The sequence below is a fragment of the Methylosinus sp. is20ea genome (genome assembly GCF_059718135.1).
Map to the genome: position 1 here is coordinate 134,700 of NZ_AP046088.1, position 22,987 is coordinate 157,686.

24 protein-coding genes and 1 pseudogene are annotated in these 22,987 nt (G+C 67.0%); 15 read left to right on the plus strand and 10 right to left on the minus strand.

Features of this window, described 5'->3' with window-relative positions; all coding sequences use genetic code 11:
• The first annotated feature begins 101 nt into the window (after positions 1 to 101).
• The gene (locus tag AC6IY7_RS00705; RefSeq protein ID WP_497781056.1) at positions 102 to 1,871 is read left to right on the plus strand and encodes a CarD family transcriptional regulator; all 1,770 of its coding nucleotides are present in this window, start codon (positions 102 to 104) and stop codon (positions 1,869 to 1,871) included.
• Between the two features lie 96 nt (positions 1,872 to 1,967).
• Here AC6IY7_RS00705 and AC6IY7_RS00710 read toward each other — a convergent pair whose 3' ends face one another.
• The 3 genes from AC6IY7_RS00710 to AC6IY7_RS00720 all read right to left on the minus strand — a co-directional run bounded on the left by AC6IY7_RS00710 (position 1,968) and on the right by AC6IY7_RS00720 (position 5,329).
• Positions 1,968 to 2,837 carry an RNA polymerase factor sigma-32 gene (locus tag AC6IY7_RS00710; protein WP_497781057.1) on the minus strand — a complete coding sequence of 290 codons (870 nt, stop codon included), beginning with the start codon at positions 2,835 to 2,837 and terminating at the stop codon, positions 1,968 to 1,970.
• Between the two features lie 202 nt (positions 2,838 to 3,039).
• On the minus strand, positions 3,040 to 4,605 hold the full coding sequence (locus tag AC6IY7_RS00715) for a M48 family metalloprotease (protein ID WP_497781058.1): 1,566 nt from the start codon (positions 4,603 to 4,605) through the stop codon (positions 3,040 to 3,042).
• Positions 4,517 to 5,329, minus strand: a complete 813-nt coding sequence (locus AC6IY7_RS00720; RefSeq protein ID WP_497781059.1) for a thermonuclease family protein — start codon at positions 5,327 to 5,329, stop codon at positions 4,517 to 4,519. Before AC6IY7_RS00720 ends, AC6IY7_RS00715 begins: the two co-directional genes overlap by 89 nt.
• A gap of 158 nt (positions 5,330 to 5,487) precedes the next feature.
• Between AC6IY7_RS00720 and ybgF the strand changes: the two genes are divergently transcribed.
• The 3 genes from ybgF to ftsH all read left to right on the plus strand — a co-directional run bounded on the left by ybgF (position 5,488) and on the right by ftsH (position 9,828).
• The gene (ybgF, locus tag AC6IY7_RS00725) at positions 5,488 to 6,579 is read left to right on the plus strand and encodes a tol-pal system protein YbgF (protein ID WP_497781060.1); all 1,092 of its coding nucleotides are present in this window, start codon (positions 5,488 to 5,490) and stop codon (positions 6,577 to 6,579) included.
• A gap of 54 nt (positions 6,580 to 6,633) precedes the next feature.
• A complete protein-coding gene (gene tilS / locus AC6IY7_RS00730) occupies positions 6,634 to 7,647 on the plus strand; it encodes a tRNA lysidine(34) synthetase TilS (protein WP_497781061.1) in 1,014 nt (337 codons plus the stop codon).
• A 255-nt stretch (positions 7,648 to 7,902) separates the two neighbouring features.
• Positions 7,903 to 9,828, plus strand: a complete 1,926-nt coding sequence (gene ftsH / locus AC6IY7_RS00735; protein WP_497781062.1) for an ATP-dependent zinc metalloprotease FtsH — start codon at positions 7,903 to 7,905, stop codon at positions 9,826 to 9,828.
• A gap of 167 nt (positions 9,829 to 9,995) precedes the next feature.
• Here the strand turns inward: ftsH and AC6IY7_RS00740 are convergent, their stop codons facing one another.
• The 3 genes from AC6IY7_RS00740 to arsC all read right to left on the minus strand — a co-directional run bounded on the left by AC6IY7_RS00740 (position 9,996) and on the right by arsC (position 10,940).
• On the minus strand, positions 9,996 to 10,142 hold the full coding sequence (locus tag AC6IY7_RS00740) for a hypothetical protein (RefSeq protein WP_497781063.1): 147 nt from the start codon (positions 10,140 to 10,142) through the stop codon (positions 9,996 to 9,998).
• A gap of 118 nt (positions 10,143 to 10,260) precedes the next feature.
• Entirely contained in the window at positions 10,261 to 10,593 is a 333-nt protein-coding gene (locus AC6IY7_RS00745) for a YnfA family protein (RefSeq protein WP_497781064.1), read from the minus strand.
• On the minus strand, positions 10,590 to 10,940 hold the full coding sequence (gene arsC / locus AC6IY7_RS00750) for an arsenate reductase (glutaredoxin) (protein ID WP_497781065.1): 351 nt from the start codon (positions 10,938 to 10,940) through the stop codon (positions 10,590 to 10,592). Before arsC ends, AC6IY7_RS00745 begins: the two co-directional genes overlap by 4 nt.
• Before the next feature lie 296 nt (positions 10,941 to 11,236).
• Here arsC and glmM point away from each other — a divergent pair, with 296 nt between their 5' ends.
• From glmM to AC6IY7_RS00790, 8 genes are all read left to right on the plus strand, one after another.
• Positions 11,237 to 12,586, plus strand: coding sequence for a phosphoglucosamine mutase (gene glmM, locus AC6IY7_RS00755; RefSeq protein ID WP_497781066.1), 1,350 nt, complete (start codon positions 11,237 to 11,239; stop codon positions 12,584 to 12,586).
• A 31-nt stretch (positions 12,587 to 12,617) separates the two neighbouring features.
• Positions 12,618 to 12,980, plus strand: a complete 363-nt coding sequence (locus tag AC6IY7_RS00760) for an MmcQ/YjbR family DNA-binding protein (RefSeq protein ID WP_497781067.1) — start codon at positions 12,618 to 12,620, stop codon at positions 12,978 to 12,980.
• Positions 12,981 to 13,291: 311 nt separating this feature from the next.
• On the plus strand, positions 13,292 to 14,149 hold the full coding sequence (locus tag AC6IY7_RS00765; RefSeq protein ID WP_497781068.1) for an outer membrane protein: 858 nt from the start codon (positions 13,292 to 13,294) through the stop codon (positions 14,147 to 14,149).
• Positions 14,150 to 14,292: 143 nt separating this feature from the next.
• Complete coding sequence (gene xseA, locus AC6IY7_RS00770) at positions 14,293 to 15,885, plus strand: exodeoxyribonuclease VII large subunit (RefSeq protein ID WP_497781069.1); 1,593 nt, start codon at positions 14,293 to 14,295, stop codon at positions 15,883 to 15,885.
• A gap of 152 nt (positions 15,886 to 16,037) precedes the next feature.
• Positions 16,038 to 16,466: a DUF2948 family protein gene (locus AC6IY7_RS00775; RefSeq protein ID WP_497781070.1), complete on the plus strand. Its 429-nt coding sequence runs from the start codon at positions 16,038 to 16,040 to the stop codon at positions 16,464 to 16,466.
• A 28-nt stretch (positions 16,467 to 16,494) separates the two neighbouring features.
• Positions 16,495 to 17,796, plus strand: coding sequence for a histidinol dehydrogenase (hisD, locus tag AC6IY7_RS00780; protein WP_497781071.1), 1,302 nt, complete (start codon positions 16,495 to 16,497; stop codon positions 17,794 to 17,796).
• Complete coding sequence (locus AC6IY7_RS00785) at positions 17,753 to 18,277, plus strand: UPF0262 family protein (RefSeq protein WP_497781072.1); 525 nt, start codon at positions 17,753 to 17,755, stop codon at positions 18,275 to 18,277. Before hisD ends, AC6IY7_RS00785 begins: the two co-directional genes overlap by 44 nt.
• A 4-nt stretch (positions 18,278 to 18,281) precedes the next feature.
• Positions 18,282 to 18,740 carry an arsenate-mycothiol transferase ArsC gene (locus tag AC6IY7_RS00790; protein ID WP_497781073.1) on the plus strand — a complete coding sequence of 153 codons (459 nt, stop codon included), beginning with the start codon at positions 18,282 to 18,284 and terminating at the stop codon, positions 18,738 to 18,740.
• A gap of 62 nt (positions 18,741 to 18,802) precedes the next feature.
• Here the strand turns inward: AC6IY7_RS00790 and AC6IY7_RS00795 are convergent, their stop codons facing one another.
• The gene (locus AC6IY7_RS00795; RefSeq protein WP_497781074.1) at positions 18,803 to 19,213 is read right to left on the minus strand and encodes an MAPEG family protein; all 411 of its coding nucleotides are present in this window, start codon (positions 19,211 to 19,213) and stop codon (positions 18,803 to 18,805) included.
• A gap of 129 nt (positions 19,214 to 19,342) precedes the next feature.
• Between AC6IY7_RS00795 and AC6IY7_RS00800 the strand changes: the two genes are divergently transcribed.
• Positions 19,343 to 19,789, plus strand: coding sequence for a winged helix-turn-helix transcriptional regulator (locus AC6IY7_RS00800; RefSeq protein WP_497781075.1), 447 nt, complete (start codon positions 19,343 to 19,345; stop codon positions 19,787 to 19,789).
• Here the strand turns inward: AC6IY7_RS00800 and AC6IY7_RS00805 are convergent.
• Positions 19,674 to 20,840: an amidase gene (locus tag AC6IY7_RS00805; protein WP_497781076.1), complete on the minus strand. Its 1,167-nt coding sequence runs from the start codon at positions 20,838 to 20,840 to the stop codon at positions 19,674 to 19,676. The two genes, AC6IY7_RS00800 and AC6IY7_RS00805, sit on opposite strands and share 116 nt — an antisense overlap.
• Positions 20,841 to 20,971: 131 nt before the next feature.
• Here AC6IY7_RS00805 and AC6IY7_RS00810 point away from each other — a divergent pair, with 131 nt between their 5' ends.
• Together AC6IY7_RS00810 and AC6IY7_RS00815 are read left to right on the plus strand one after the other, a co-directional pair.
• Positions 20,972 to 21,670, plus strand: coding sequence for an aquaporin (locus tag AC6IY7_RS00810; RefSeq protein ID WP_497781077.1), 699 nt, complete (start codon positions 20,972 to 20,974; stop codon positions 21,668 to 21,670).
• A gap of 82 nt (positions 21,671 to 21,752) precedes the next feature.
• Positions 21,753 to 22,559: a cyclase family protein gene (locus AC6IY7_RS00815; protein WP_497781078.1), complete on the plus strand. Its 807-nt coding sequence runs from the start codon at positions 21,753 to 21,755 to the stop codon at positions 22,557 to 22,559.
• Positions 22,560 to 22,582: 23 nt separating this feature from the next.
• On the opposite strand, the gene AC6IY7_RS00820 is transcribed toward AC6IY7_RS00815, so the two are convergent.
• The gene (locus AC6IY7_RS00820; protein ID WP_497781079.1) at positions 22,583 to 22,822 is read right to left on the minus strand and encodes a hypothetical protein; all 240 of its coding nucleotides are present in this window, start codon (positions 22,820 to 22,822) and stop codon (positions 22,583 to 22,585) included.
• 32 nt (positions 22,823 to 22,854) lie between these two features.
• Positions 22,855 to 22,977 (minus strand): annotated as a pseudogene (locus AC6IY7_RS00825) (hypothetical protein); the annotation flags it as partial.
• Positions 22,978 to 22,987: the final 10 nt, after the last annotated feature.

The following is a 22,987-nucleotide window of genomic DNA, read 5'->3' on the forward strand; positions in this document are numbered from 1 at the left end:
CGCGGTCATTGGCGCTATCCTGGCCGGGGCGCGACAGCCCCTTCGGTCACGAGGCTTCCCGTCCCGTCTCCACAGCGGGACAATAGAAGGAGTATCCGCGTATGCCCTCGTCCAGCAAGAAGACCGCAAAGAACCGCAAGGCGTCCGTCGCCGGAGCGCGACGCGGCGCGAGGGACAAGACGGCGCGGACCGCCGCCGCTTCCGCCGAGACGCGGACCAAAAAGGCCGCCAGCGCGAGCGCGACAGCCAAGACGACGAAGGCCGCCGCGGCCAAGAGCGCAAAATCCAGCAGCCCGAAATCCAGCAGCGCGCGGACCATAGCCGCCGGGAAGGCGAGCGCCAAATCGGCCGCCGCCCGGACGAGCGTCGCCAAGACCGCGAGCAAGGCGGGAGCCGAGACCGCAGCCGCCGGAGCCAGGACGCGCGCCGCCACCAAGACGCGCGCCGCCGCCAAGACGGTGGCCAAAGCCAGCGCGGCCCGGTCGGGCGCGTCGAAATCGGCTGCAGCGCGAAGCGAGACTGCCGCCAAAGCCGCTGTCGCCAAGACGAGCTTGGCCAAGACGAGCCAAGCGAAGACGGCGATTGTCGAGACCGCTGTCGCCAAGGTTGCCATCGCGAAGACTGCTGTCGCCAAGGCCGCCATAGCAAAGGCTGCCGTCGCCAAGACCACCGAAGGCGTGACGCCGGCCAGAGCCCGCGCCAGCGCCGCGCGCAGCAGCGACGCCAAGCGCAGCGCGACGGAGCGCCATGTCGAGAGCGCCGCGATCGAGGAGCGGGTCGTAGCCGAGGCGCCCGCGTCGCAGCCCGGCGCCAAAAAAATCTTCGCGCCGACGGGCGCCGTCGAAAAGCGGGTCGAGGCCGCCCGCCGAGAGACGTCACATCAGACTTCGCATGAGACTTCAACCGCCGTTGCGGCCGGCGTAACCGGGGAGACGAGAATTACAACGCCCTTGCGCGAGAGCGCGCCCCATATCGATATCGAGCACTCCGACGTCGCCTCCTCCCCGAGCGTCGCCCCGACTGCGGGCGCGAGCGAGGCGAATGCGACGGCGTCCGTTTCACCTCCAGCTTCGAGCGAAACCATTCCAGTGCCAAAACAGACACAAGGAAAGGCGATCAACGCCAAATCTTCGCCGGCGCCCAGAGCCCCCGCCCCCGCTGCTCCCGTGAGCGCTGCGGCGAGCTCGGCCCTTTCGCCCAAGGCCATCGTCGCCGCGCGCACAGCGGCCGCGGCCCCCATCAAGCAGCCGACGCTCCCCGCCGTAAAGGCGAAGACATCGGCGCAGAAGCTCGGGTTCAAGACGAACGAATTCATCGTTTATCCGGCGCATGGCGTCGGACAGATCATCGCGATCGAGACGCAGGAAGTGGCCGGCTTCAGCCTCGAGCTGTTCGTCGTCAGCTTCATCAAGGACAAGATGACGCTGAAGGTGCCGACCAGCAAGGTCGCCACCGTGGGCATGCGCAAGCTCGCCGAGACCGAGGTCGTCGACAAGGCGCTCTCCACGCTGACCGGCCGCGCGCGCGTGAAGCGCACCATGTGGTCGCGGCGCGCGCAGGAATATGAGGCGAAGATCAATTCGGGCGATCTCGTCACCATCGCCGAGGTGGTGCGCGATCTCTATCGATCCGACACGCAGCCGGAGCAGTCCTATTCGGAGCGCCAGCTCTATGAGGCGGCGCTCGATCGAATGGCGCGCGAGGTCGCGGCCGTGCGCAAGCTGCTCGATTCGGAATCGCTCAAGCTGATCGAGTCCTTCCTGCAGAAGGGCCCGCGCCGCGGCGGCCCCAAGGGCGACGCCGAGGCGGACGCCAGCGAGGATGCGAGCGAGGAAGGCGAAGAGGACGACGTCGAAGAGCGCGCCGCCTGATCGATCTGTTCCTATGGTTATCAAAGAAAAAACGCGGCCCCGACGAGGCCGCGTTTTTTTCGGTTTCCGCTGCGAGCGCGAGGCTCGCGCGCGCGCTCACTCGGCGAGAGTCGGCGTCTCCTGCGCCTTGGTCAGCGCCTTGCGCAGCTTGCACAATGCGCGATTTTCGATCTGGCGCACGCGCTCCTTCGAAATGCCGAGGCGATCGCCGAGTGATTCCAACGTGACGAGAGTTTCGCTGAGGCGCCGCTCCTGCACGATGCGCAGCTCGCGCTCGGAGAGAAGCGTCAACGCGTCGGCGAGCCAGCGCGTGCGACGACCGGAATCGACACGGTCCTCGACGATCTCGTCGGGCAATGGCCGATCGTCGACGAGGAAGTCCATGCGCTCCGCCGAGGTCGAGGAATCGTCCTCGACCAATTGACTGTTGAGCGAGACGTCGGAACCGGCGAGACGCGAATTCATCAGCTCCACATCGGCGCGCGAGACGCCTATGGCGCCGGCGATCGCCTGGAAGGCGTCGCCCGCGGACTCCGACTGCGGCGCATGCGCGAGCTTGGCGCGAAGCCGGCGAAGATTGAAGAACAGCGCCTTCTGCGAGGAGCTGGTGCCGCCGCGCACGATCGACCAATTGCGCAGCACATAGTCTTGGATAGAGGCGCGGATCCACCAGGTCGCGTAAGTCGAGAAGCGCACGTCGCGCTCCGGCGCGAAACGCGCGGCCGCCTCGAGCAGACCGACATGCCCCTCTTGCACGAGATCGGCCACCGGGAGGCCGTAATGGCGAAAGCGCACAGCGAGCGCGATCACCAGCCGCATATGAGCGGAGGCGAGCTTATCCAGAGCATCCGTATCCTTATTGTCCTTCCACGCGATCGCCAGACGTTTTTCTTCTTCGCGTTCGAGAAAGGGCGCATCCATCGCCGCTTTCACGAGTTCGCGTCCGACTCCGGGCAAATAAGCCATTCTCGCTCTCCGGGGTGGCTGTCGCGCGCGCGAAAGGCCTTCGACCGACACGGATCGATCGACGAATGGCGCTACGACGATGCCTCGATTGACGAGAATCCCCAGGCTGTCGCGCGACTGGCGCCTGCCCGTCCGCCCCCCCGGGAATTCTAAGGCTTACAACACTTTCGGAGCGCGACGGTTCCATCGCGGCGAGCGTTTCTCACTCGACGACGAGCTTGTATCTCTCGCCGGATGTGAGACGGCCTCCGTGCTCGAGGCCGTTCAGCAATTGGAAATAGTCGAGCGGACGATTGGGAACGATCATGCGTTGCGCCATCGATTCCGCCGTATCCTCCGCGCCCGCGCTCACGATGAAGAGGCGCAGCGGACGCACGTCGAGCGCTTCTTCCCAGCTCAAGCGCCGGAATGTCGCGACAGAGGCGGAAAAACGTCGCTCCGCCTCGTCGCCGAGCGCGCGAACGGCGAAAATGAGACGATAGAGCTCGTCGTCGATCTGTATGACGGCGAGCTTGAAATTCCATTCGCCGGCGCGCGCGCTGGCGACCACCGCCGGCAATCCATTGACGTCGATGCGCTTCATCGACGAGCGCAACAGCCCGTCGACCCAGCCCGATTCGACATAGGCCTCCAGCGTCTTGCCGACCGGCGCGCGCACGCGATCGAGCCGCAGCGCCTCGTCGTCGCCCTCCTTCACGCCGAAGACCGCCTCGCTCGAATTCTCGAGCAGGAAGCCCTCCGGCGCGACGAAAGCGAAACGCAGCCGCGGATGGGTGAATTTGCGGCCACGCACGAAGCCGTCATTGGGATCGTCGCCATAAGCGAGGCCGTTGATGGCGGCGAGATAACCCTCGCGATCGCGCGCGCCGGCGCCGGGCGCGCTGATCTGCCGCGCCGCCGCCACGGCCTTGGCGATGCGATCGGGAGTCGAAGGATGCGTCGCCAATATGTCGAGGTCGGGCGCTTTCTTCTTGCCGTAGAGAACGGCGCGCAGCTCGGCCGACTTGCCGAGCGCCGTGAGAAAGCGCGAGGCGCCGTACGGATCATATCCCGCGCGCGCCACCACGCGCACGCCGATGGCGTCCGCCTCCAGCTCCTGCAGGCGCGAGAAGCCGGCGAAGGAGAGGCGCTGCGAGGCGCGCACGTCATCGCCCTTCTGCTTGCTCTGAATGACGGCGGCGGCCTGGCTGATGACCTCCGCCTCCCGCTCGCGCTCGGCGCGCAGCGCGCTGTGGCGCGCGCTCACATGGGCGATCTCATGCGCCATCACCGCGGCCGCCTCCGAAGCGTCGCCGGCGAGCGCGAGAAGGCCGCGCGTGACATAGAGATTGCCGCTCGGCAGAGCGAAGGCGTTGACGACCGGCGTGTTGAGGATCGTCACCTTATAGGCGGCCTGCCCGGGCGTGTCGCTCGCCTGCGCGAGCTTGACCAGAATATCGTCGATATAGCGCTCGGCGGACGGGAAACGATATTCGCCGCCGAATTGCGCGACGAGTTCCTTGTGCTCGGCGGTGGAGGGCTGCTCGCCGCCGAGCGTTCGCGGCACGGCGGACGGCAGCCGCCCATGCGAGGCGGCGCCGCCGTTGAGCATCTCGCCCTGTCGCTCGAGCTGGGCGCAGCCGGAAAGGCCGACGACGAGGAAGACGAGCGCGGCGAGACGCGCGCCGCACCGCCGCGTGTCACGGCCGGCGGGCCGGGAGCTCGTCGCCCAGGAGCTCGATCTGCGCCGGAGAGACGAGTTCCATGCGCGGTCCAAAAGCTGTGTCAATCAATCCTCGCACGCGCACTCGCCGCCCCGTGAGCATTCTGGGCGACGTTCCGGCCCGCACGAATGTCTCGAGATTGCGTTTCCAGATCACGACAGCGAAATCTCCGCGGCGCGGCCCGAAATTCAGATAGAGGGAGCCACCCGCCTCGCCGATCGCGCCGACGACGCCCTCCACCAGAACCATTCCCGTCTGTCCGGAGAGCGCTTCGGGCCGACCGGCGTCGACGACGTGATACTCGCCCGACGCCCAAAGTCCAAGCTTTCGTCTGCGCGCCTGCGCTTCCGCGGCGAGCAGCCCATTGCGGCAGGCGAATGCGGCCGGATCGGGGCGAAAGCGCGCGAGCCCCGCTTCGAGCAGCTCTTCCGCCAGCGAAACGAGCGGCGCCCGCTCCCCTTCCACGAAGAGGCCGGCGGGAACGCTTCCCCAGCGATCCGGCGCCGCGGCGGCGGCCGCCAGGAAGACGAGCCGGCCAGCGCCCAGACGCTCGGCGAGAAAGCGCCGCAACGTCTCGCGCGCCGCCGCGCCGGAGGGGAACTCGACTCCCGCGAGCGCGAGACGGCGGCCGTCCATGGTCGAGAGATCGAGATCCGCGCCCACCGCCGCGATCTCGATCGGAGCGGCGGCGTCGAGCGCGCAGACGCCGGACGCCTCCTGCGCCGCCGCAATGCGAGAGGCGCCGCCGAGCAGAGCGAGAACGACAGCAACGAAACCGAGCCTGGTCATGGCGCGAGACAAAGGAGGAGAACAATCACGTGAGACTAGCCGGGAGAACGTCGCTTCGCCACATCTCGCGCGGCGCTCGCCGCGGCTTCGTCAAACTTTGGCCGAAAGCGGGCTTATGCTACGCCTCGTCCTGCACCGCTCTCGCGAACGATTCCACCATGATCCTTTCGTCACGCTCCATTTTCGCCGGCGCCGTCCTCGGCGCCGTCATGGCCGCCGGCGCGGCCTTCGCCGCCGATTCCGACAATGGCCCGCGCCTCGACGGGCTGGGTCAGGGCATTCGCAACATCGGCCAGAATATCGGCCGCCGCCTCGATGTGACCCAGCTCTTCGGCCATCGCGACCCCGAGGAGGACGCCGCGGGACGCGAAGCGAGCGCCGCGAGCGTGCGCATCGACCGGCTCGAGAATCAGATCCGCGCGCTCAACGGTCTCGTCGAGGAGCTGCAGCACAGCATGCGGCGCCTCGAGGATCAGCTGCGCCGCACACAGGAGAACGCCGCCGCCCTGCCGCCGACGGCCGCAGCCTCGCCGCAGCCGCCGCGCGCGACGACGACCGAGGCGCCCCTGCCAGGACCTCTACCAGGACCGGCGGCCATTTCCCCGGTCGGGCCACGCCGCGGCGACGCCTTCGACCCCAATCTCAACCCCAACGCCCCGGGCGCGCCCCGCCCCATCGGCGCGACGCCGCCGAGCGCCCCGCTCCCTGTCGCCGGAACGGGCGCAGGCGCGCCGACCGCCGAGCTGCGTTCGCCCGGCGCCCCGCTCGATCTGACCCATGGCCGCCTCGGCGAAACGCCGCCGCCGGCCGAGGTCGCGCACACGCCCGGTCCTTCCGCCGCGCTCTCGCCCGTCCCCACCGCGCCGCAGACGCCGAAGGACGAATTCGACCTCGCGGTCTCCAAACTGCGTCTAGGCGAATATGAAGCCGCCGAAACAGGTTTCGTCGGCTTCCTCACGCGCAACCCGAAGAGCCGGCTCGCGCCGCAGGCGCTCTTCAACCTCGGCGAGAGCTTCTTCCTGCGCAAACGCTACCGCGAGGCGGCGGAGAAATATCTCGAGATCACGGCCAAGCATTCGAGCTCGCCGCAAGGCCCCGAGGCCATGCTGAGGCTCGGCCAGTCGCTGCACGAGATCGGCGCCAATGAGCAGGCCTGCGCCTCCTTCGGCGAGATCGCGGTGAAATATCCGGGCGCGCCGGCGCGGGTGAAAGAAATCGCCCAGCAAGAGAGCAAGAAGGTCCGATGCTGACGGGCGCTCATGCCTGCTGAGCCCACGCCCACTGAGCCCACGCCCGCGGAGCCCATGCCCGCTGAGCCCCCCCTGCCCGATCCCGACCGCGCGCTTGCGCCGCTCGCCGCCCATGACGGGCTGCTGCTGGCCGTCTCGGGCGGGCCGGATTCGGTCGCTCTCGCTCTGCTCGCGTCGCGCTGGCCGCTCGCAGCGCAAAAGCGCATCGACATCGCCACCGTCGACCACGGCCTGCGCGCCGAAGCGGCCCAGGAGGCGGCGCAGGTCGGCGAATGGGCGCGCGCCATGGGTTTCGTTCACCATATTCTGCGATGGGAGGGCGAGAAGCCCGCGACCCGCGTTCAGGAGCGGGCGCGGGAGGCGCGCTACCGCCTGCTCTGCGAGCGCGCGAGAGAGATCGGCGCGACGGCGATCGTCACCGCCCATCACGCCGACGATCAGGCGGAGACGATCCTGTTCCGCCTGACGCGCGGCAGCGGGGTCGCCGGCCTCGCGGCCATGGCCGTGGAGTCGCGCGTCGACGGGCTCGCGCTGCTGCGGCCGCTGCTCGGCTTTCGCAAGGCCGAGCTCGAGCGCCTCTGCGACGCAGCCGCTCACCCCTATTTCCGCGATCCCTCCAATGAGAATCCGGCCTATGCGCGCGTGCGGCTGCGCCTCCTCGCCGCCACGCTCGCGGCGGAAGGTCTCGATGTCGAGGCTCTGCTGCGCCTTTCCGCCCGCGCCGCCCGCGCCGAGGAGGCGCTGGCCTGGAGCGCCGAGCGCGTCGCGCAAGAGCTGCCGGCCGAGCGCAGCGAAAAGCGGTTCCGCATCGTGGCCACGGCCTTGCATGCCCTGCCGCACGAGCTGCTGCTGCGCCTGCTCGCGGCGGAGATCGCCCGCATCGGCGGCGGCGAGCCCCGGCTCGACCGCCTGGAGCGCGCCGGCGAAAGGCTCGCCGAGGCGCTGGCGACAGAAACGCGCTTCAAAACAACGCTGGGCGGCGCGACCGTGATTTTCGAGCGCGGCGCCGTCGTCCTTTCGCCCGAGCCGCCTCGACGCAAAGGTCGCGCGCGCGACGAAAATGCGTGACTGCCGCAAAAAAGCCACGCCGCTTCGATCGTATGACTTTTCGGCGACATGGACCGGCGCGCGAGGCGACAAGGGCCGGCGCGCGAAGCGATATGGGCCGGCGCGCGACACGCACGCGACGCGCGCATCGACAGACGGCGAGACCGCGGCGCGAGGCGATCTCTTGGCAAGAGCTTCCGGCGCGCCTAGATTACACGAAACGACTTCTGTTTTCCCGGGATGGTCCGGGCGGAAGCGTCATTCGCAAGGTTCGACATGAACGCAAACTTCAGGAACATCGCTCTCTGGGCGATCATCGGGTTGCTCGTCGTGGCGCTCGTCATGCTGTTCCAGCAGCCGGGTCAGCGGACTCCGATCCGCGACATCACCTTCAGTGAATTGCTCACACAGATCGATCAGGGCCGCGTCCACGACGTGACGATCGCCGGCAATGAGATCAGCGGGCATTTCTCCGACAATCGGCCGTTCTCGACCTATGCGCCCAATGATCCGTCGCTGGTGCAGCGCCTGACCGCCAAGAATGTGGCCATCAGCGCGCGTCCGCCGGCCGACGGCAACAGCTGGCTGATGACTCTGCTCATCAACGGCCTGCCGCTCATCGCCTTCCTCGGCGTCTGGATCTTCCTGTCTCGTCAGATGCAGGGCGGAGCCGGCCGGGCCATGGGCTTCGGCAAGTCCAAGGCGAAGCTGCTCACCGAGACGCAAGGCCGCGTCACCTTCGAGGATGTCGCGGGCGTCGACGAGGCGAAAGAGGATTTGCAGGAGATCGTCGAATTCCTGCGCGATCCGCAGAAATTCCAGCGCCTCGGCGGACGCATTCCGCGCGGCGTGCTGCTCGTCGGACCGCCCGGCACGGGTAAGACGCTGCTCGCCCGCGCCATCGCCGGCGAGGCCAACGTCCCCTTCTTCACCATTTCGGGCTCGGACTTCGTCGAAATGTTCGTCGGCGTCGGCGCCTCCCGCGTGCGCGACATGTTCGAGCAGGCCAAGAAGAACGCGCCCTGCATCATCTTCGTCGACGAGATCGACGCGGTGGGTCGTCACCGCGGCGCCGGACTCGGCGGCGGCAATGACGAGCGCGAGCAGACGCTGAACCAGCTGCTCGTCGAGATGGACGGTTTCGAGGCCAATGAGGGCATCATCCTCATCGCCGCGACCAACCGCCCCGACGTGCTCGATCCGGCCTTGATGCGTCCCGGCCGTTTCGATCGGCAGATCAATGTGCCGAATCCGGACTTCATCGGCCGCGAGAAGATCCTCAAGGTCCATGCGCGAAAAGTGCCGCTGGCGCCGGATGTGGATCTCAAGGTCGTCGCGCGCGGAACGCCGGGCTTTTCCGGCGCCGATCTGATGAACCTCGTCAATGAGGCGGCGCTGCTGGCGGCAAGACGCAGCAAGCGCATCGTCACGCGGGCCGAGTTCGAGGATTCGCGCGACAAGATCATGATGGGCGCCGAGCGTCGCACTCTGGTCATGACCGAGGACGAGAAGCGCCTGACCGCCTTCCACGAGGGCGGCCATGCGCTGGTGCAGCTCAACATGCCGGGCGCAATCCCGATCCATAAGGCGACGATCATCCCGCGCGGCCGCGCGCTGGGCATGGTGCAGGGACTACCGGAGCGCGACCAGATCTCGCAGAGCTATGAGCAGCTCATCGCCATGCTGGCCTTGGCGATGGGCGGGCGCGTGGCGGAGGAGCTGGTGTTCGGCCACGACAAGGTGACGTCCGGCGCGGCGAGCGACATTCAGCAATGCACGCGCATCGCGCGGGCGATGGTGACGCAGCTCGGCTTCTCCGACAAGCTCGGCACAGTGGCCTATGCCGAGCCGCAGCAGGAGCAGTTCCTCGGCTATTCTATGGGCCGCACGCAGACGCTCTCCGAGGCGACGCAGCAGACGATCGACGCGGAAGTGCGGCGTCTGGTGCAGGAAGGCTATGACGACGCCAAGCGCATTCTGACCGAGAAGCGCGCCGATCTCGACCTGCTGGCCAATGGCCTGCTGGAGTTCGAGACGCTGACCGGCGAGGAGCTGATCGGCCTGCTGCAGGGCAAGCGCCCGGTGCGTGAGGACGTTCCGCCCGCGGCTCCGCCGGCGCGTCCCTCGCCGGTGCCGTCGACGGGCCGCACGCGGCCGTCGCCCGAGCCGGACGCCGGCGGGCTCGAGCCGCATCCGGTCTGAGCCGAACGACAATCAAAAAAGCCCGGCGAAAGCCGGGCTTTTTCCGTCTGTCGCAACGAAATCAGAAGCCGACCCCTCGGCGATCTCCGAATGTGCCGCCGGTTTGTGGGTGATGCTTCGGGATGCGTCCAATGGCGAGCCCGTGGGCTCCTCGGCGCGCGAGCCGATCAGGCGGATGCGGTCGGATAGGCCCTCGTCCCCGGCCGCCGCTCGGCCTTCCAGCGCATCCTGCGCGCTCTCGAAATATTGTCTCTCACGCCGTAGCCGACACAAAATCCGAGCACGATGAAGATCGTCGCGTCGAGCACACCCATGACTCTAATCCTCGCCACTGAACGCCAGCCCGATATTTGCGAGATAGTCTACTGATTCGAAACGACAGATCATCATCGCAATTATGCGGATCGCAGAGGATGAAGCGTCAAAACCTCCTCATCCACGCGGGCCGAGAAGCACGATCGCCGCGCCGATTAGACAAATCGCCGCACCGACCGTGTCCCAGCGGTCGGGCGCGCGTCCCTCGACCAGCCACAGCCAGCCGAGCGACGCCGCTATATAGACGCCGCCATAAGCGGCATAGGCTCGGCCTGCGGCGTCGACTTCGGCGCGGGTGAGCAAAGAGGCGAAGACGGCGAGCGACAGCAGGCCGGGCAGCGACCAGAGCGGCGACTGCCCCAGCCGCAGCCAGGCCCAGAAGGCGTAGCAGCCGCCAATCTCCGCCAAGGCCGCGCTGAAATAGAGGCCGTAGGTCCCCGAAAGGCTCACCGAAGCAGCGCCTCGACGGCCTCCGGCGGACGGCACAACGCCGCCCTGTCGCCGACGACGACGATCGGCCGCTCGATCAGCACCGGATGCTTCTCGATCGCGTCGAAAATCGTTTCGTCCTTCACGGAGGGGTCGCCGAGGCCGAGCTCATCATAAGGCGCGCCGCGCTTGCGGAGAATGTCGCGCACGCCCTTGCCCATCTGCTTCAGCAGCGCTTTCAGCGTCTTTCGATCGGGCGGCGTCTTCAGATAGTGCACAACCTCGGGCTCCAGCCCGGCCTCCTTCAGCCGCGCGAGGACCTTGCGCGAGGTCCCGCAGGCGGAATTGTGATAGATGACAACCTTCATCGAGCCCCCCGGATCATGTTAGCCTCCCTCGAGCATAGCCCGGTCGGTCGGTCGGGCGAAGCCGCGCGGCGCGCGATTTTCGGCCGCGCGCGGGAGATACGCGTTAACCACAGGGCGCGAAGGGCGATGGAAGCGGCCAGTATGGATGACGATATTTCTTCATATCCTTTTCCGATGATGCACGCAGGGACGACGTTCCGTCCGAAAACGCCCACAATCTCGAGGTCGACTTGGCGCGGCGGCTTTCGCGCCTTCCGGCGCCGCCGCCCCCGCCGTTTCCCGGAGAACGACAAGCAATGACGCGCAGCTATTTCGGCACCGACGGCATTCGTGGACGCGCCAATCAGAAGATCACGCCCGAGCTCGCCCTCAAGGTCGGCCAGGCGGCCGGCCTCGTGTTCAATCGCGACAGCGAGCGCCGCCATCGCGTCGTCATCGGCAAGGACACGCGCCTCTCCGGCTATATGATCGAATATGCGCTCGTCGCCGGCTTTACCTCGGTCGGCATGGAGGTGCTGCTGCTCGGCCCCATGCCGACGCCGGCCGTCGCCATGCTGACGCGCTCCATGCGCGCCGATCTCGGCGTGATGATCTCGGCCTCGCACAATCTCTACGAGGACAATGGCATCAAACTGTTCGGCCCGGACGCCTACAAGCTCTCGGACGAGACCGAAGCGGAGATCGAGAAGCTCCTCGACCGCGATCTGACCAGCCGGCTCGCCGGGCCGCACGAGCTCGGCCGCGCCAAGCGCGTCGAGGACGTGCGCGCCCGCTATATCGAATACGCCAAGCGCACGCTGCCGCGGAACATGAGCTTCGAGGGGATGCGCGTCGTGCTCGATTGCGCCAATGGCGCGGCTTACAAGGTCGCGCCGGAAGCATTGTGGGAGCTCGGCGCCGAGGTCATCACCATCGGCGACCAGCCGGACGGCTTCAACATCAATCGTGACGTCGGCTCGACCGCCCCGCAAGCGCTACGCGACAAAGTGCGCGAGATGCGCGCCGATGTGGGCATTGCGCTCGACGGCGACGCCGACCGTGTCATCATGGTCGACGAGCTCGGCCATGTGATCGACGGCGATCAGCTGATGGCGGTGGTCGCGCGCAGCTGGCGCGACGAGGGCCTGCTCGCCAAGCCCGGCGTCGTCGCGACGATCATGTCCAATCTCGGCTTCGAGCGCCATTTGCAGGGGCTCGGATTGAGTCTCGAGCGCACCGCCGTCGGCGACCGCTATGTGATCGAGCGCATGCGCGAGCTCGGCTATAATCTCGGCGGCGAGCAATCGGGCCATGTGATCCTCTCCGATTACGGCACGACGGGCGATGGCCTCGTGACCGCCATGCAGGCGCTCGCGGCGGTGAAGAAGCTGAATCGCAATGTGAGCGAAGTGTGCCGCTGCTTCGAGCCGCTGCCGCAAGTGCTGAAGAATGTGCGGGCGCGTGGCGCGCGCTCGCTGGAGCAGGCGCCCGTCGTCGCGGCGATCGAGGCGGGACGACGGCGCCTCGAGGGCTCGGGACGCCTCGTCATCCGCCCCTCGGGCACGGAGCCGGTCATTCGCGTGATGGGCGAAGGCGACGATCCGGAGATCGTCGGCAGCGTCGTCGACGATATTTGCGACGCGCTGACGCGGGCCGAAGCGGCCTGATACGCTCGTCCGCCACCGCTCGAGGCGGCTCATGACGTACGACGAGTACAACGCCATGTGCAGCGCGCTGCCAGCGACGAGCCATGTCGTCCAGTGGGGCGGATCGCACGTCTGGAAGGTCGGCGGGAAGGTGTTTGCGATTGGCGGATGGGACGAGGGTGAGCCGCGCTTCACCTTCAAGGTGAACGATATCGCCTATGAGATTTTGAAGGAACAGCCCGGCTTGCGTCCCGCGCCCTACCTCGCCTCCCGCGGCCTCAAGTGGATCCAGCATTTCGCGGAGCCGGGCCTCTCGGATGGAGCGCTGCGCGACTACATCCGCGAATCGCATTCGATCGTCTCGCGAGGGCTCTCGCGGAAGAAGCGCGCCGAGCTTGGATTGGATATCGCCTAGAGTCATTCCGGTTCAGATTGAACCGGAATGACTCTAGATCTCCTTGTTCGGTCGTGTTTTCTTCACGCGAACCGGTTCCCACTTCGCTCGAAAACACTCTAGGCCCCTAAAATCTTTTGTTTTGACGCGTTTCCAACGCCGATCCGGTGTCTACTTCGGCTGGAAACGAAACCGACATTGTCTGCGGGAGGGTCTAGGTACTCCGTCGGTAAGGTTAACTCCACTTTAAGCGTTCTCGCTCAATCTTCTTTCACATTGGCGTCGAGCCAAGGGTCCGCGCCGCGGTCCTCTATCGTGAAGGGAAGATATTTATGGGCAAGACCAGAGCCCTCCTCATAGCGGCCGCGATCGCTTCCGCCATGAGCGCAGGCCCCATGAGCACGGGCGCATTCGCCGCCGACCTGCTGCTGCCGCCGCCTCCGCCGATCATGGAGCCGCCGCCCGCCGATTTCGGCGGCTGGTATCTGCGCGGCGACGTCGGCGTCGGCGTCAATCAGATTTCCGAGCTTCGCTCGACCTTCAGCCCCACCGTCCTGGTGCCGGCGCCGCAGTTCGATCAATATTCGATCGGCGACAGCGCTTTCGCGGGCGGCGGCGTCGGCTATCAGATCAACAATTGGTTCCGCGTCGACGTGACCGGCGAATATCGCACCGCCGCCAATTATCGCGCCACGCAGAGCTACGCCAATATCTTCGGCCTCGCCTGCGGCGCGCGCTGCTACGACATCTATAGCGCGCAGCACAGCGCGGCCGTCTTCCTGGCCAATGGCTATGTCGATCTCGGCACCTGGTACGGGATCACGCCCTTCGTCGGCGGCGGCGTCGGCGTCGCGGTCAATTGGCTGAACAATCTCTATGATCTCTCGGCGCAGCCGGCCGGCGGCTTCGGCATCGCCCAGGACGCCACCAAGACCAATTTCGCCTGGGCCGTCATGGCGGGCCTCGCCTACAACATCACGCCCAATTTCAAGGTCGAGCTCGGCTATCGCTATCTCGACATGGGCAAGTTCCAGACCAATGTGATCGGCTGCCTCGCCGCCGGCTGCGCGGGCGAGCGCCAGACCTTCCAGCTCGCCTCGCACGACATTCGCCTCGGCTTCCGCTACGCGCTGATGGCGCCGGCGCCGATGCTGATGGCGCCTCCCGGCCCGCTGATCCGCAAATACTGATCTGAAGCGTCTTCTCCGAAGCCTCTGGGCGCGCGGCTCTCGAGAGCCGCGCGCCTTTTCTTTTGGCGGGCGCCGCCGCAATCCTCTGGACGAGCGCCCGAGGCCCCCTCGCGGGGAACCGCGAAATCGGCCATATCTCGTCCATGGCCAAGCGTCCCGCCAAATCCCCCGCCCCCGAGGCCGACGATCCCGTCCCGCCGATCGCCGCCGGGCCCAATGTGCCGGAGCTCTCCGTCTCCGAGCTCGCCAACGCGCTCAAACGCACGGTGGAGGATCGTTTCGGCCATGTGCGCGTGCGCGGCGAGATCACCAATTATCGGGGGCCGCATTCCTCCGGCCATGTCTATTTCAGCCTCAAGGACCAGAACGCCCGCCTCGACGCCGTGATCTGGAAGATGACGTTCCTGCGCCTGCGCGTGAAGCCGCAGGAGGGGCTGGAGGTCGTCGCCACCGGCAAGATCAGCACCTTTCCGGGCAAATCCTCCTATCAGATCGTCATCGAGACGCTGGAGCCGGCCGGCGCCGGCGCGCTGATGGCGCTGCTCGACGAGCGGCGAAAACGCCTCGCCGCCGAGGGGCTGTTCGACGCCGAGCGCAAAAAGCCCCTGCCCTTTCTGCCCCTCGTCGTGGGCGTCGTCACCTCGCCGACCGGCGCGGTGATTCGCGATATTCTGCATCGGCTGCTGGATCGTTTTCCGCGCCGCGTGCTGGTGTGGCCGGTTCGCGTGCAGGGGGAGACCTGCGCGGCGGAAGTGGCCGCGGCGATCGACGGCTTCAACGCTCTGCCGCGCGGCGGCCCGATTCCGCGGCCGGATGTGCTGATCGTCGCGCGCGGCGGCGGCTCGCTCGAGGATTTGTTCGGCTTCAATGAGGAGATCGTCGTGCGCGCGGCGGCGGCGAGCGCCATTCCGCTGGTCTCGGCGATCGGCCATGAGACCGACACCACGCTCATCGATTTCGCCGCCGATCTGCGCGCGCCCACACCGACCGGCGCGGCGGAAAAATGCGTGCCGGTGCGCGCCGAGCTGGTGGAGCAGACGGCCAATCTCGCCCGCCGCCTCGCCGGGGCGGAGCGACGGCTTCTGGACACCAATCAGCGGCAGCTCGCCTCGTTGCAGCGCGTGCTGCCCGCGGGCGCGCAATTGCTGCTCGCGCCCGCCCAGCGCGCCGATCGCGCTGGCGAACGGCTGCGCGGCAATTTGCGCCGCGCGCTGGACGGACGCCGCCTCGCGCTCTCCCGCATCTCCCATGTGCTCGCCCGCCACTCGCCGCAGGCGGAGCTGGCGCGCGCCTCCGAGCGGCTGAAGGGCCTGCAGGCGAGGCTGCGCCAGGGCCTCGTCGCGCGGCGCGCTCTCGCCCGGCGCGAGGCGGAGGATGCGCAACGGCGACTCGACCACGCCGAGCAGCGCCTGCGCTCGGCCTTCATCCGCATAATCGACGAGCGGCGGGCGCGGCTCGATCGGCTCGATCAGCTGCGCATGACGCTCGGCTATAAGCAGGTGCTGGCGCGCGGCTTCGCCCTGGTGCGCGACGAGGCGGATAATTTGTTGAGACATGCGGGAGACGTCGCGCACGGCGCGCGGCTGAAGATTCAATTCGCCGACGGGGAAATCGTGGCGAACGCCGAAAATGGCGCGACCTCCGAATCCGGCGGCCCGACGCCCGGCGCGCCCCCCGCCGCTCGCCCAAAGCGCGCAAAGGGCAAGGGCGGCGGCGACCAGGGCTCACTCTTTTGAAACCACGAGGCAAAATTCCTTTCGGCGTACGCCGACGGCTCGGCGGCGCGGTTGCGGGCCGGATGGCGGCTCGCCATATGCTCGAACAGGAGGCCTACTCCATGTTCAAGCGCTCGTCGTCGCCTAAGTCCGATGGTCTGAGGCTCCAGGCAATGGACGCCGAGGACCTCTCTTGCCTCTCCGCCCTGCTCCAGGACGCTCTGGTCAGGGTCGGCGATATCGCCTTTCTGCCCGAGCAGAGCCGTTTCGCCTTCGTCGGCTGCCGCTACGACTGGGCCGCCGCCGAGCAGGGCAAACGCGAGCGCTGCCATTCCGGCGTGCATTTCGACGGGGTGCGGCGGGTCCGCCAGCTCAAAATCGCCCGCGACAGGCCCGAGGCGATTTTGGAGCTGCTGGCCGTCACTTTCGAGCCCGCCGCCGAGCCGCCGGGGGGCGTGGTGACGCTGATTTTCGCCGGCGGAGCGGCGATTTCGCTGGATGTGGAGTGCGTCGAGGCCCGCCTCCAGGACCTCGGGCCGCGCTGGGCGGCGAAGGCCTGTCCGTCACATGAGCTTGACGAAGACGGCGAGGCAAGGTCATGACAACCGGAAATACCGGTTGGAGAAGAACATGACTTGGCGATTGGATGCGTCGGCGGCGGATTTCGAGGAGCGCTTCTCGGCGCTGCTGGCGACGAAACGCGAGGCGGCCCAGGACGTCGACGACACCGTCCGCGGCATTATCGAGGATGTGGCGGCCCGCGGCGACGAGGCGCTGATCGATTATTCCAAGCGCTTCGACCATATCGACCTCGCACAGACCGGCATCGCTTTGACGAAAGCCGAGATCGACGCCGCCGAATCCAAAGTGCCGAAGGAGACGCTGGCCGCCCTCGATCTCGCCCATGCGCGCATCAAATCCTTCCACGAGCGCCAGCGGCCGGAAGACCTCCGCTATAAGGACGAGGCCGGCGTCGAGCTCGGCTGGCGCTGGAGCGCGCTCGAATCGGTCGGCCTCTATGTGCCGGGCGGCACCGCCTCCTACCCCTCCTCCGTGCTGATGAACGCCGTGCCCGCCAAGGTGGCGGGCGTCGATCGGCTGGTGATGGTCGTCCCCGCCCCGCATGGGATCATCGACCCGCTGGTGCTGGCCGCCGCCAAGCGCGCCGGCGTCGACGAGGTCTATCGCGTCGGCGGCGCGCAGGCCGTCGCGGCGCTGGCCTATGGCACCAAGACCATTCGCCCCGTGGCCAAGATCGTCGGGCCGGGCAACGCCTGGGTGGCCGCCGCCAAGCGCCGCGTCTTCGGCATCGTCGGCATCGACATGATCGCCGGCCCGTCGGAAATCCTCGTGCTCGCCGACAAGACCGCCAATCCCGATTGGGTGGCGATCGATCTGCTCGCCCAGGCCGAGCATGACGAATCGGCGCAGTCGATCCTCATCACCGACGATCCGGCCTTCGCCGACGCGGCCGCCGCCGCTGTCGAGCGCCAGCTGGCGACGCTGGCGCGCTTCGAGATCGCCTCCAAGAGCTGGCGCGACTATGGCGCGATCATCGTGACCAGGAGCCTCGCCGAGTCGATCCCGCTCGCCGACCGCATCGCCGCCGAGCATTTGGAGATCGTCTCGGAAGACGCCGAGGAGCTCGCCGCCAAAGTGCGCAACGCCGGCGCGATCTTCATCGGCGCCTATACGCCCGAGGCGATCGGCGATTATGTCGGCGGCTCCAATCACGTTCTGCCGACGGCGCGCTCGGCGCGCTTCTCGTCGGGTCTCAGCGTGCTGGATTTCGTCAAGCGCACCTCGATCCTCAAATGCGATCCCGCCTCGTTGCGCGAGATCGGCCCCGCCGCCGTGACGCTCGGCGACGCGGAGCGGCTGCAGGCGCATGCGCGCTCCGTGGCCATGCGCCTCGACCAGCGCGGGGCGTGAGGTGGCCGACAGCGCGACCAAGCGGCTGATCTCCGTCACGCTCGATGAAGCATCCATCGGGCGCGGCACGGCGGATCAGGAGCATGAGCGCGCCATCGCCATCTATGATCTCATCGAGGACAATATCTTCTCTCTGGAGGGCCATGACGGCGGGCCTTACGCCCTCGTCATCGCCCTGCATGACGCCAAGCTCGTCTTCGACGTGCGCGACGAAGCAGGAAACACCATCGTCACGCATATTCTGTCGCTGACGCCCTTCAAGCGGCTGCTGAAGGATTATTTTCTCGTCTGCGAGACCTATTACGCCGCGATCCGCACCGCGACGCCGAGCCGGATCGAGGCGATCGACATGGGTCGGCGCGGGCTGCACAATGAAGGCGCGGCCCTGCTCTCCGAACGGCTGAAGGGCAAGATCGACTGCGACACGGACACCGCGCGCCGCCTCTTCACGCTGGTCACGGCTCTGCACTGGAAGGGCTGAGCCCATGCCGGAGGAAGGCGGACTCGTATCGCGGCCACACGCCGTGCTGTTCGCCTGCACGCAGAACGCCGTCCGCTCGCCCATGGCGGAAGCGCTGGGGCGTCATTATTTCGGCCGCGAAATCTATTTCGCCTCCGCCGGGCTGAAGCGCGGCGAGCCCGATCCTTTCGCCATAGCGGCGATGGACGAGATCGGCGTCGATATCTCGCGGCACAAGCCGCATAGTTTCGAGGATTTGGAAGATTCCAACTTCGATCTCATCGTGACTCTGTCGCCGGAGTCGCATCACAAGGCGCTGGAGTTCACGCGCGCCATGGCTGTCGACGTCGTCTATTGGCCGACGCTCGACGCCACAGCGACCAGCGGCTCGCGCGAGACGATATTGGAATCCTATCGCGTCGTGCGAGACTCGCTGTCGAAGCGCATTTTGAAGCTGCTGTCGGTGGAGCGGGGCTCGGATTGATTTCGTGCCCTTCGTATCTTCGTGGTGAAATTCAGCACCAAGACACAAAGAGCACGTAGACGTCACGAATGCGCGAGAATGGCGAGCAGCAGCGTGATCTGACAGCCGAAGCCGATGAGGAACATCGGCGTGCGCACCCATGGCAGGCCGAGCGTGTAGACGACATAATGCGCCGCGCGCGTCGCGAAGAACAATGGCGCCGCGATCGCCGTCGCGGAGGTTCCGCCGCCGACGATCTGGATCGTCAGAGCGAGCACGGCGAAGACGAGGAGATTTTCGATCATATTCGTATGGGCGCTCTTGGCGCGCCGCGCCCAGGGCGCTTTGGTGGCGACGTCATGCAGAGGATCGCGGAAGGCGCCGATCGGCCCCAGCTGCAAAATGCGCTGCAAAATATAGGGAATCCACAAGACCGAGGCGAGGCCGGCGGTCAGCACGGTCCAATAGAGCTCGGGAGTAAGGGCGTTGGTCATCGCTTGTCGCGCTCCACTTTTGTCGAAGACGGCGCAGAGCTTAGCGACATGCTTTTCATTGGTGAAGTACGCAGAAACTTCGCATATACTGACAAATCATGTCGATACGGCAGCAATGGATACCGTCACATGCGCAAGCAGCGGCACGAGGAATATGACGAGTGCCCGATCGAAGCCGCGATGGACATCATCGGCGGCAAATGGAAGCCGTCGATCCTGTTCCGCCTCGCCGACGGGACCAAGCGCTTCAGCCAATTGCAGCGTCTGCTGAAGACGATCACGCAACGCACGCTCACGCAGCAATTGCGCGATCTCGAGCGCGATCGCATGATCTCGCGCCGCGTCTATGCGGAAGTGCCGCCGCGCGTGGAATACAGCCTCACCGAGCGCGGCCGCTCGCTGGAGCCGGTGCTGGCGCTGATGTTCCGCTGGGGCGTCGACAATGTGCTGGCGGAAAAGGTCACAGCCCCGAAAGCCCGCGCGCCGCAGCGATCAGCCGCCGATCCGACCAGCGCGGACCGATCAGCGAAATCCCGAGCGGCGGCGCGCCCGCGGGCCGCGAAAGCGGGACGCTGATCTGCGGCAGGCCGAAGAAGCTCGCAAAGAGGAAAGTGCGGAACATCAGATAGCGCTTGCGGTCGAGCTCCGCCTCGCTTTCCGTCAGCAGCGGCGAGGCGAAAGGCGTCGTCGGAACGACGAGCAGAGTTTTCGGGCCGAACATCGCTGTGACGCGCGCACGCGCCGCGCTGCGAAAGGCGTCGGCCTCGGCCTTTGCCGCTGATGTGACCGTCGCCGCATAATCGAAGCGCGCCGCGACGCCGGGCCCGAATTTCGGCTTCGTCGCCGCGATCCATGCGCCATGCGCGCGCCAGGCCTCATAGGCCTGGAGATTGCGGAAACAGCGCAGCGACTCGGACCAGAATTCCTCGCCGAGCGCAGCCTCGCGACAGGCGAAATTCTGCGCGATGGCGGCGCGCGCCGGCTCCATCGGCGCGCGCGTCTCCTCGTCGCATTGCGCGAAAGTTTCGGAGAGGATCGCGGCCTCGTCGAGCGCGTCGCCAGAGAGATCGCGCGGCACCAGCACGTCCCCGACGCGCGCCAAAACATCGACATCGCGCGCGAACCAGCCGATCACATCGAGCGATTCGGCGAGCGGGACGACGCCATTCACGCAGATCGCGCCATGCGAGGAGCGAAAGCCGAAAATTCCGCAGAAGGCGGCCGGCGCGCGGCAGGAGCCCGCCGTATCCGTGCCGAGAGCGAAATCGGCGAGGCCGGCGGCGACAGCGACGGCCGAGCCCGAGGACGAGCCGCCCGGATGCCGATCCGGCGCCGCCGGATTGATTGGCGTCCCGTAATGGGCGTTGGCGCCGAGCAGGCTATAGGCCATCTCGTCCATATGCGCCTTGCCGACCAGCCGCGCCCCGGCGGCGAGCAGACGATCGACGACGGGCGCATTGATGCCGGCCGGCGCATGGGTCGCCGCCCATGTCGGCTGGCCATTGGTGGAGACGAGGCCCTCGACGTCGATGTTCTCCTTGACGACGAAGCGCGCGCCCGAAAGCGGCCCCTGCGCCGACGCCGAAACATCGAGCGAATGCGTCAGAGCGGACGAAGAGCCCGACATTCCGTTTCCTCCCATCGAGCGCCGCGCGATTATTCATTTCCAGTTCATCGGCGATGCTGATTTTCGACGACGATCCGACTTTTGCAAGATGCGGATTCGATTTTCACGAAACGACAGGTCCGGAAATGACAATGAAGAAATATGTCGCCGAGGCGATCGGCGCAGGCGCTCTGGTGCTGCTCGGATGCGGCTCGGTGACGCTCGGCGAGCTCGGCGGCGTGCTGGGCTCCACGCAAGGGATCGGCCCGCTCGCCGTGCTGCCCATCGCCTTCGCCTTCGGCCTCACCGTGACGGCCTTCGCTTATGGGATCGGGCCGGTCTCGGGCTGCCACATCAATCCGGCCGTCTCGATCGGCGTCTGGTCCGCGGGGCGGCTCTCGACGCTCAATCTGATCGGCTACATCATCGCGCAATGTCTCGGCGCCATTGCCGGCGCGGCGATCCTCTACGCAATATTGAAAGGCCGCGAAGGCGGATATGACGTCGCCGCCGCCGGCCTCGGTCAGAATGGCTGGAGCAATATTTCGACGACCTCGGCCTTTCTGGCGGAATTCGTCGGCACATTCCTGTTTCTGGTCGTCATCCTCGGCGCGACCTCGACCAATGGCGGCACCGCCTCGGCGGGCATAGCCATCGGCCTCGCGCTCGTCGTCATCCATATCGTGCTCATTCGCGTGACCGGCACCTCCGTCAATCCGGCGCGTTCGCTCGGCCCGGCGGTGTTCGTCGGCGGCAAGGCGCTGGAACAGCTGTGGCTGTTCTTCGCGGCGCCGCTGCTCGGCGGCCTCACGGCCGGCCTGCTGTTCCGCTGGCGCAGCCTCGAGCCCTGACCGGATCGCTCCGGCCTCCACACGATTGAGCCGGAGCTTTCGCGCATGGCAGGATCGCTCCTCTTTGCGAGGAGATCGATCGATGGCGCATCACCCGATCCGCGGCTTGGTCCTGGCCGCCTTTCTCTCATCCCTGATCGCGGCGCCGGCCTATGGCCAGAGCCTCGATCTCTCCAAATCCATCATTGTCGATCTGACCCATCCCTTCGACGCCAAGACGATCTATTGGCCGACATCGCCGTCCGGCTTCGAGCTCAAATCGCTGCACAACGGCCTCACCGAGCGCGGCTATTTCTTCGCCGCCAACAGCTTCTGCTCGCCCGAGCACGGCGGCACGCATCTCGACGCGCCGCTGCATTTCGCGCGAGGCCATTGGACGAGCGCCGAAATTCCGGTCGATCGCTTCGTCGGGCCGGCCTTCGTCATCGACGTCAGCGCCAAGGCGGCCGCCGATCCGGATTACACGCTGAAGCCGGAAGACGTCGCCGAATGGGAGGCGGCGCATGGGCGCATACCGGAGGGCGCGATCGTGCTGCTGCGCACCGGCTGGAGCGCGCGTTGGAGCGACCGCAAGGCCTATCTCGGCGACGATACGCCCGGCGACGCCACGCATCTGCATTTCCCCGGCTATGGCGCGCAGGCGGCGACGCTGCTCGTCGTCGAGCGCCGCGCCAAGCTGATCGGCATCGACACGGCGAGCGTGGACAATGGTCCGTCGCAGGATTTCCTCGTGCATCGCATCGTCGCGGGGGTCGACGCCGCCGGGCTCGAGAATCTCGCCAATCTCGACCAGTTGCCGGCGACAGGCGCCATCGTCTTCGCGCTGCCGATGAAGATATCGGGCGGCACCGGCGGTCCGGCGCGCATCGTCGCCGTCGTGGCGAAATGAGCCGGAGGATGCGCGTTGCGCATTCACGCGCATTGCGCCCATTTCCCCGGCGCGCCATCGTCGGGCTCGGTCTCGAAGGCGAGGCAGGAGCGCGGCCCGGCGGCGTCGGCGATGATGCGCGTCAGCCGCTTCGCCGCCACGGCGCCGAGCCGCGCCTCGACGCTCTGGCCCAGCAGCGCGCGATGCGGGGAGCCGAGCAGCGCCTGCGTATCGCCGGCGATCTGGACGATGCGCATATCGTCCGGATCGGGCGCCAGGAGCACGCCATGCGGCTGAGGAGCACGCCATGCGGCTGGATCGCGCCCGGCGCATGGATCGGCTCCCGATCGCAGATCGTGAGATCGACGCCCTCCGAGGCGTCAGGTGACGCGCCGTTACGGTGAATCAAAATTAACCATTGCGCCCCTAAGCTCCACACCCATTGCGAG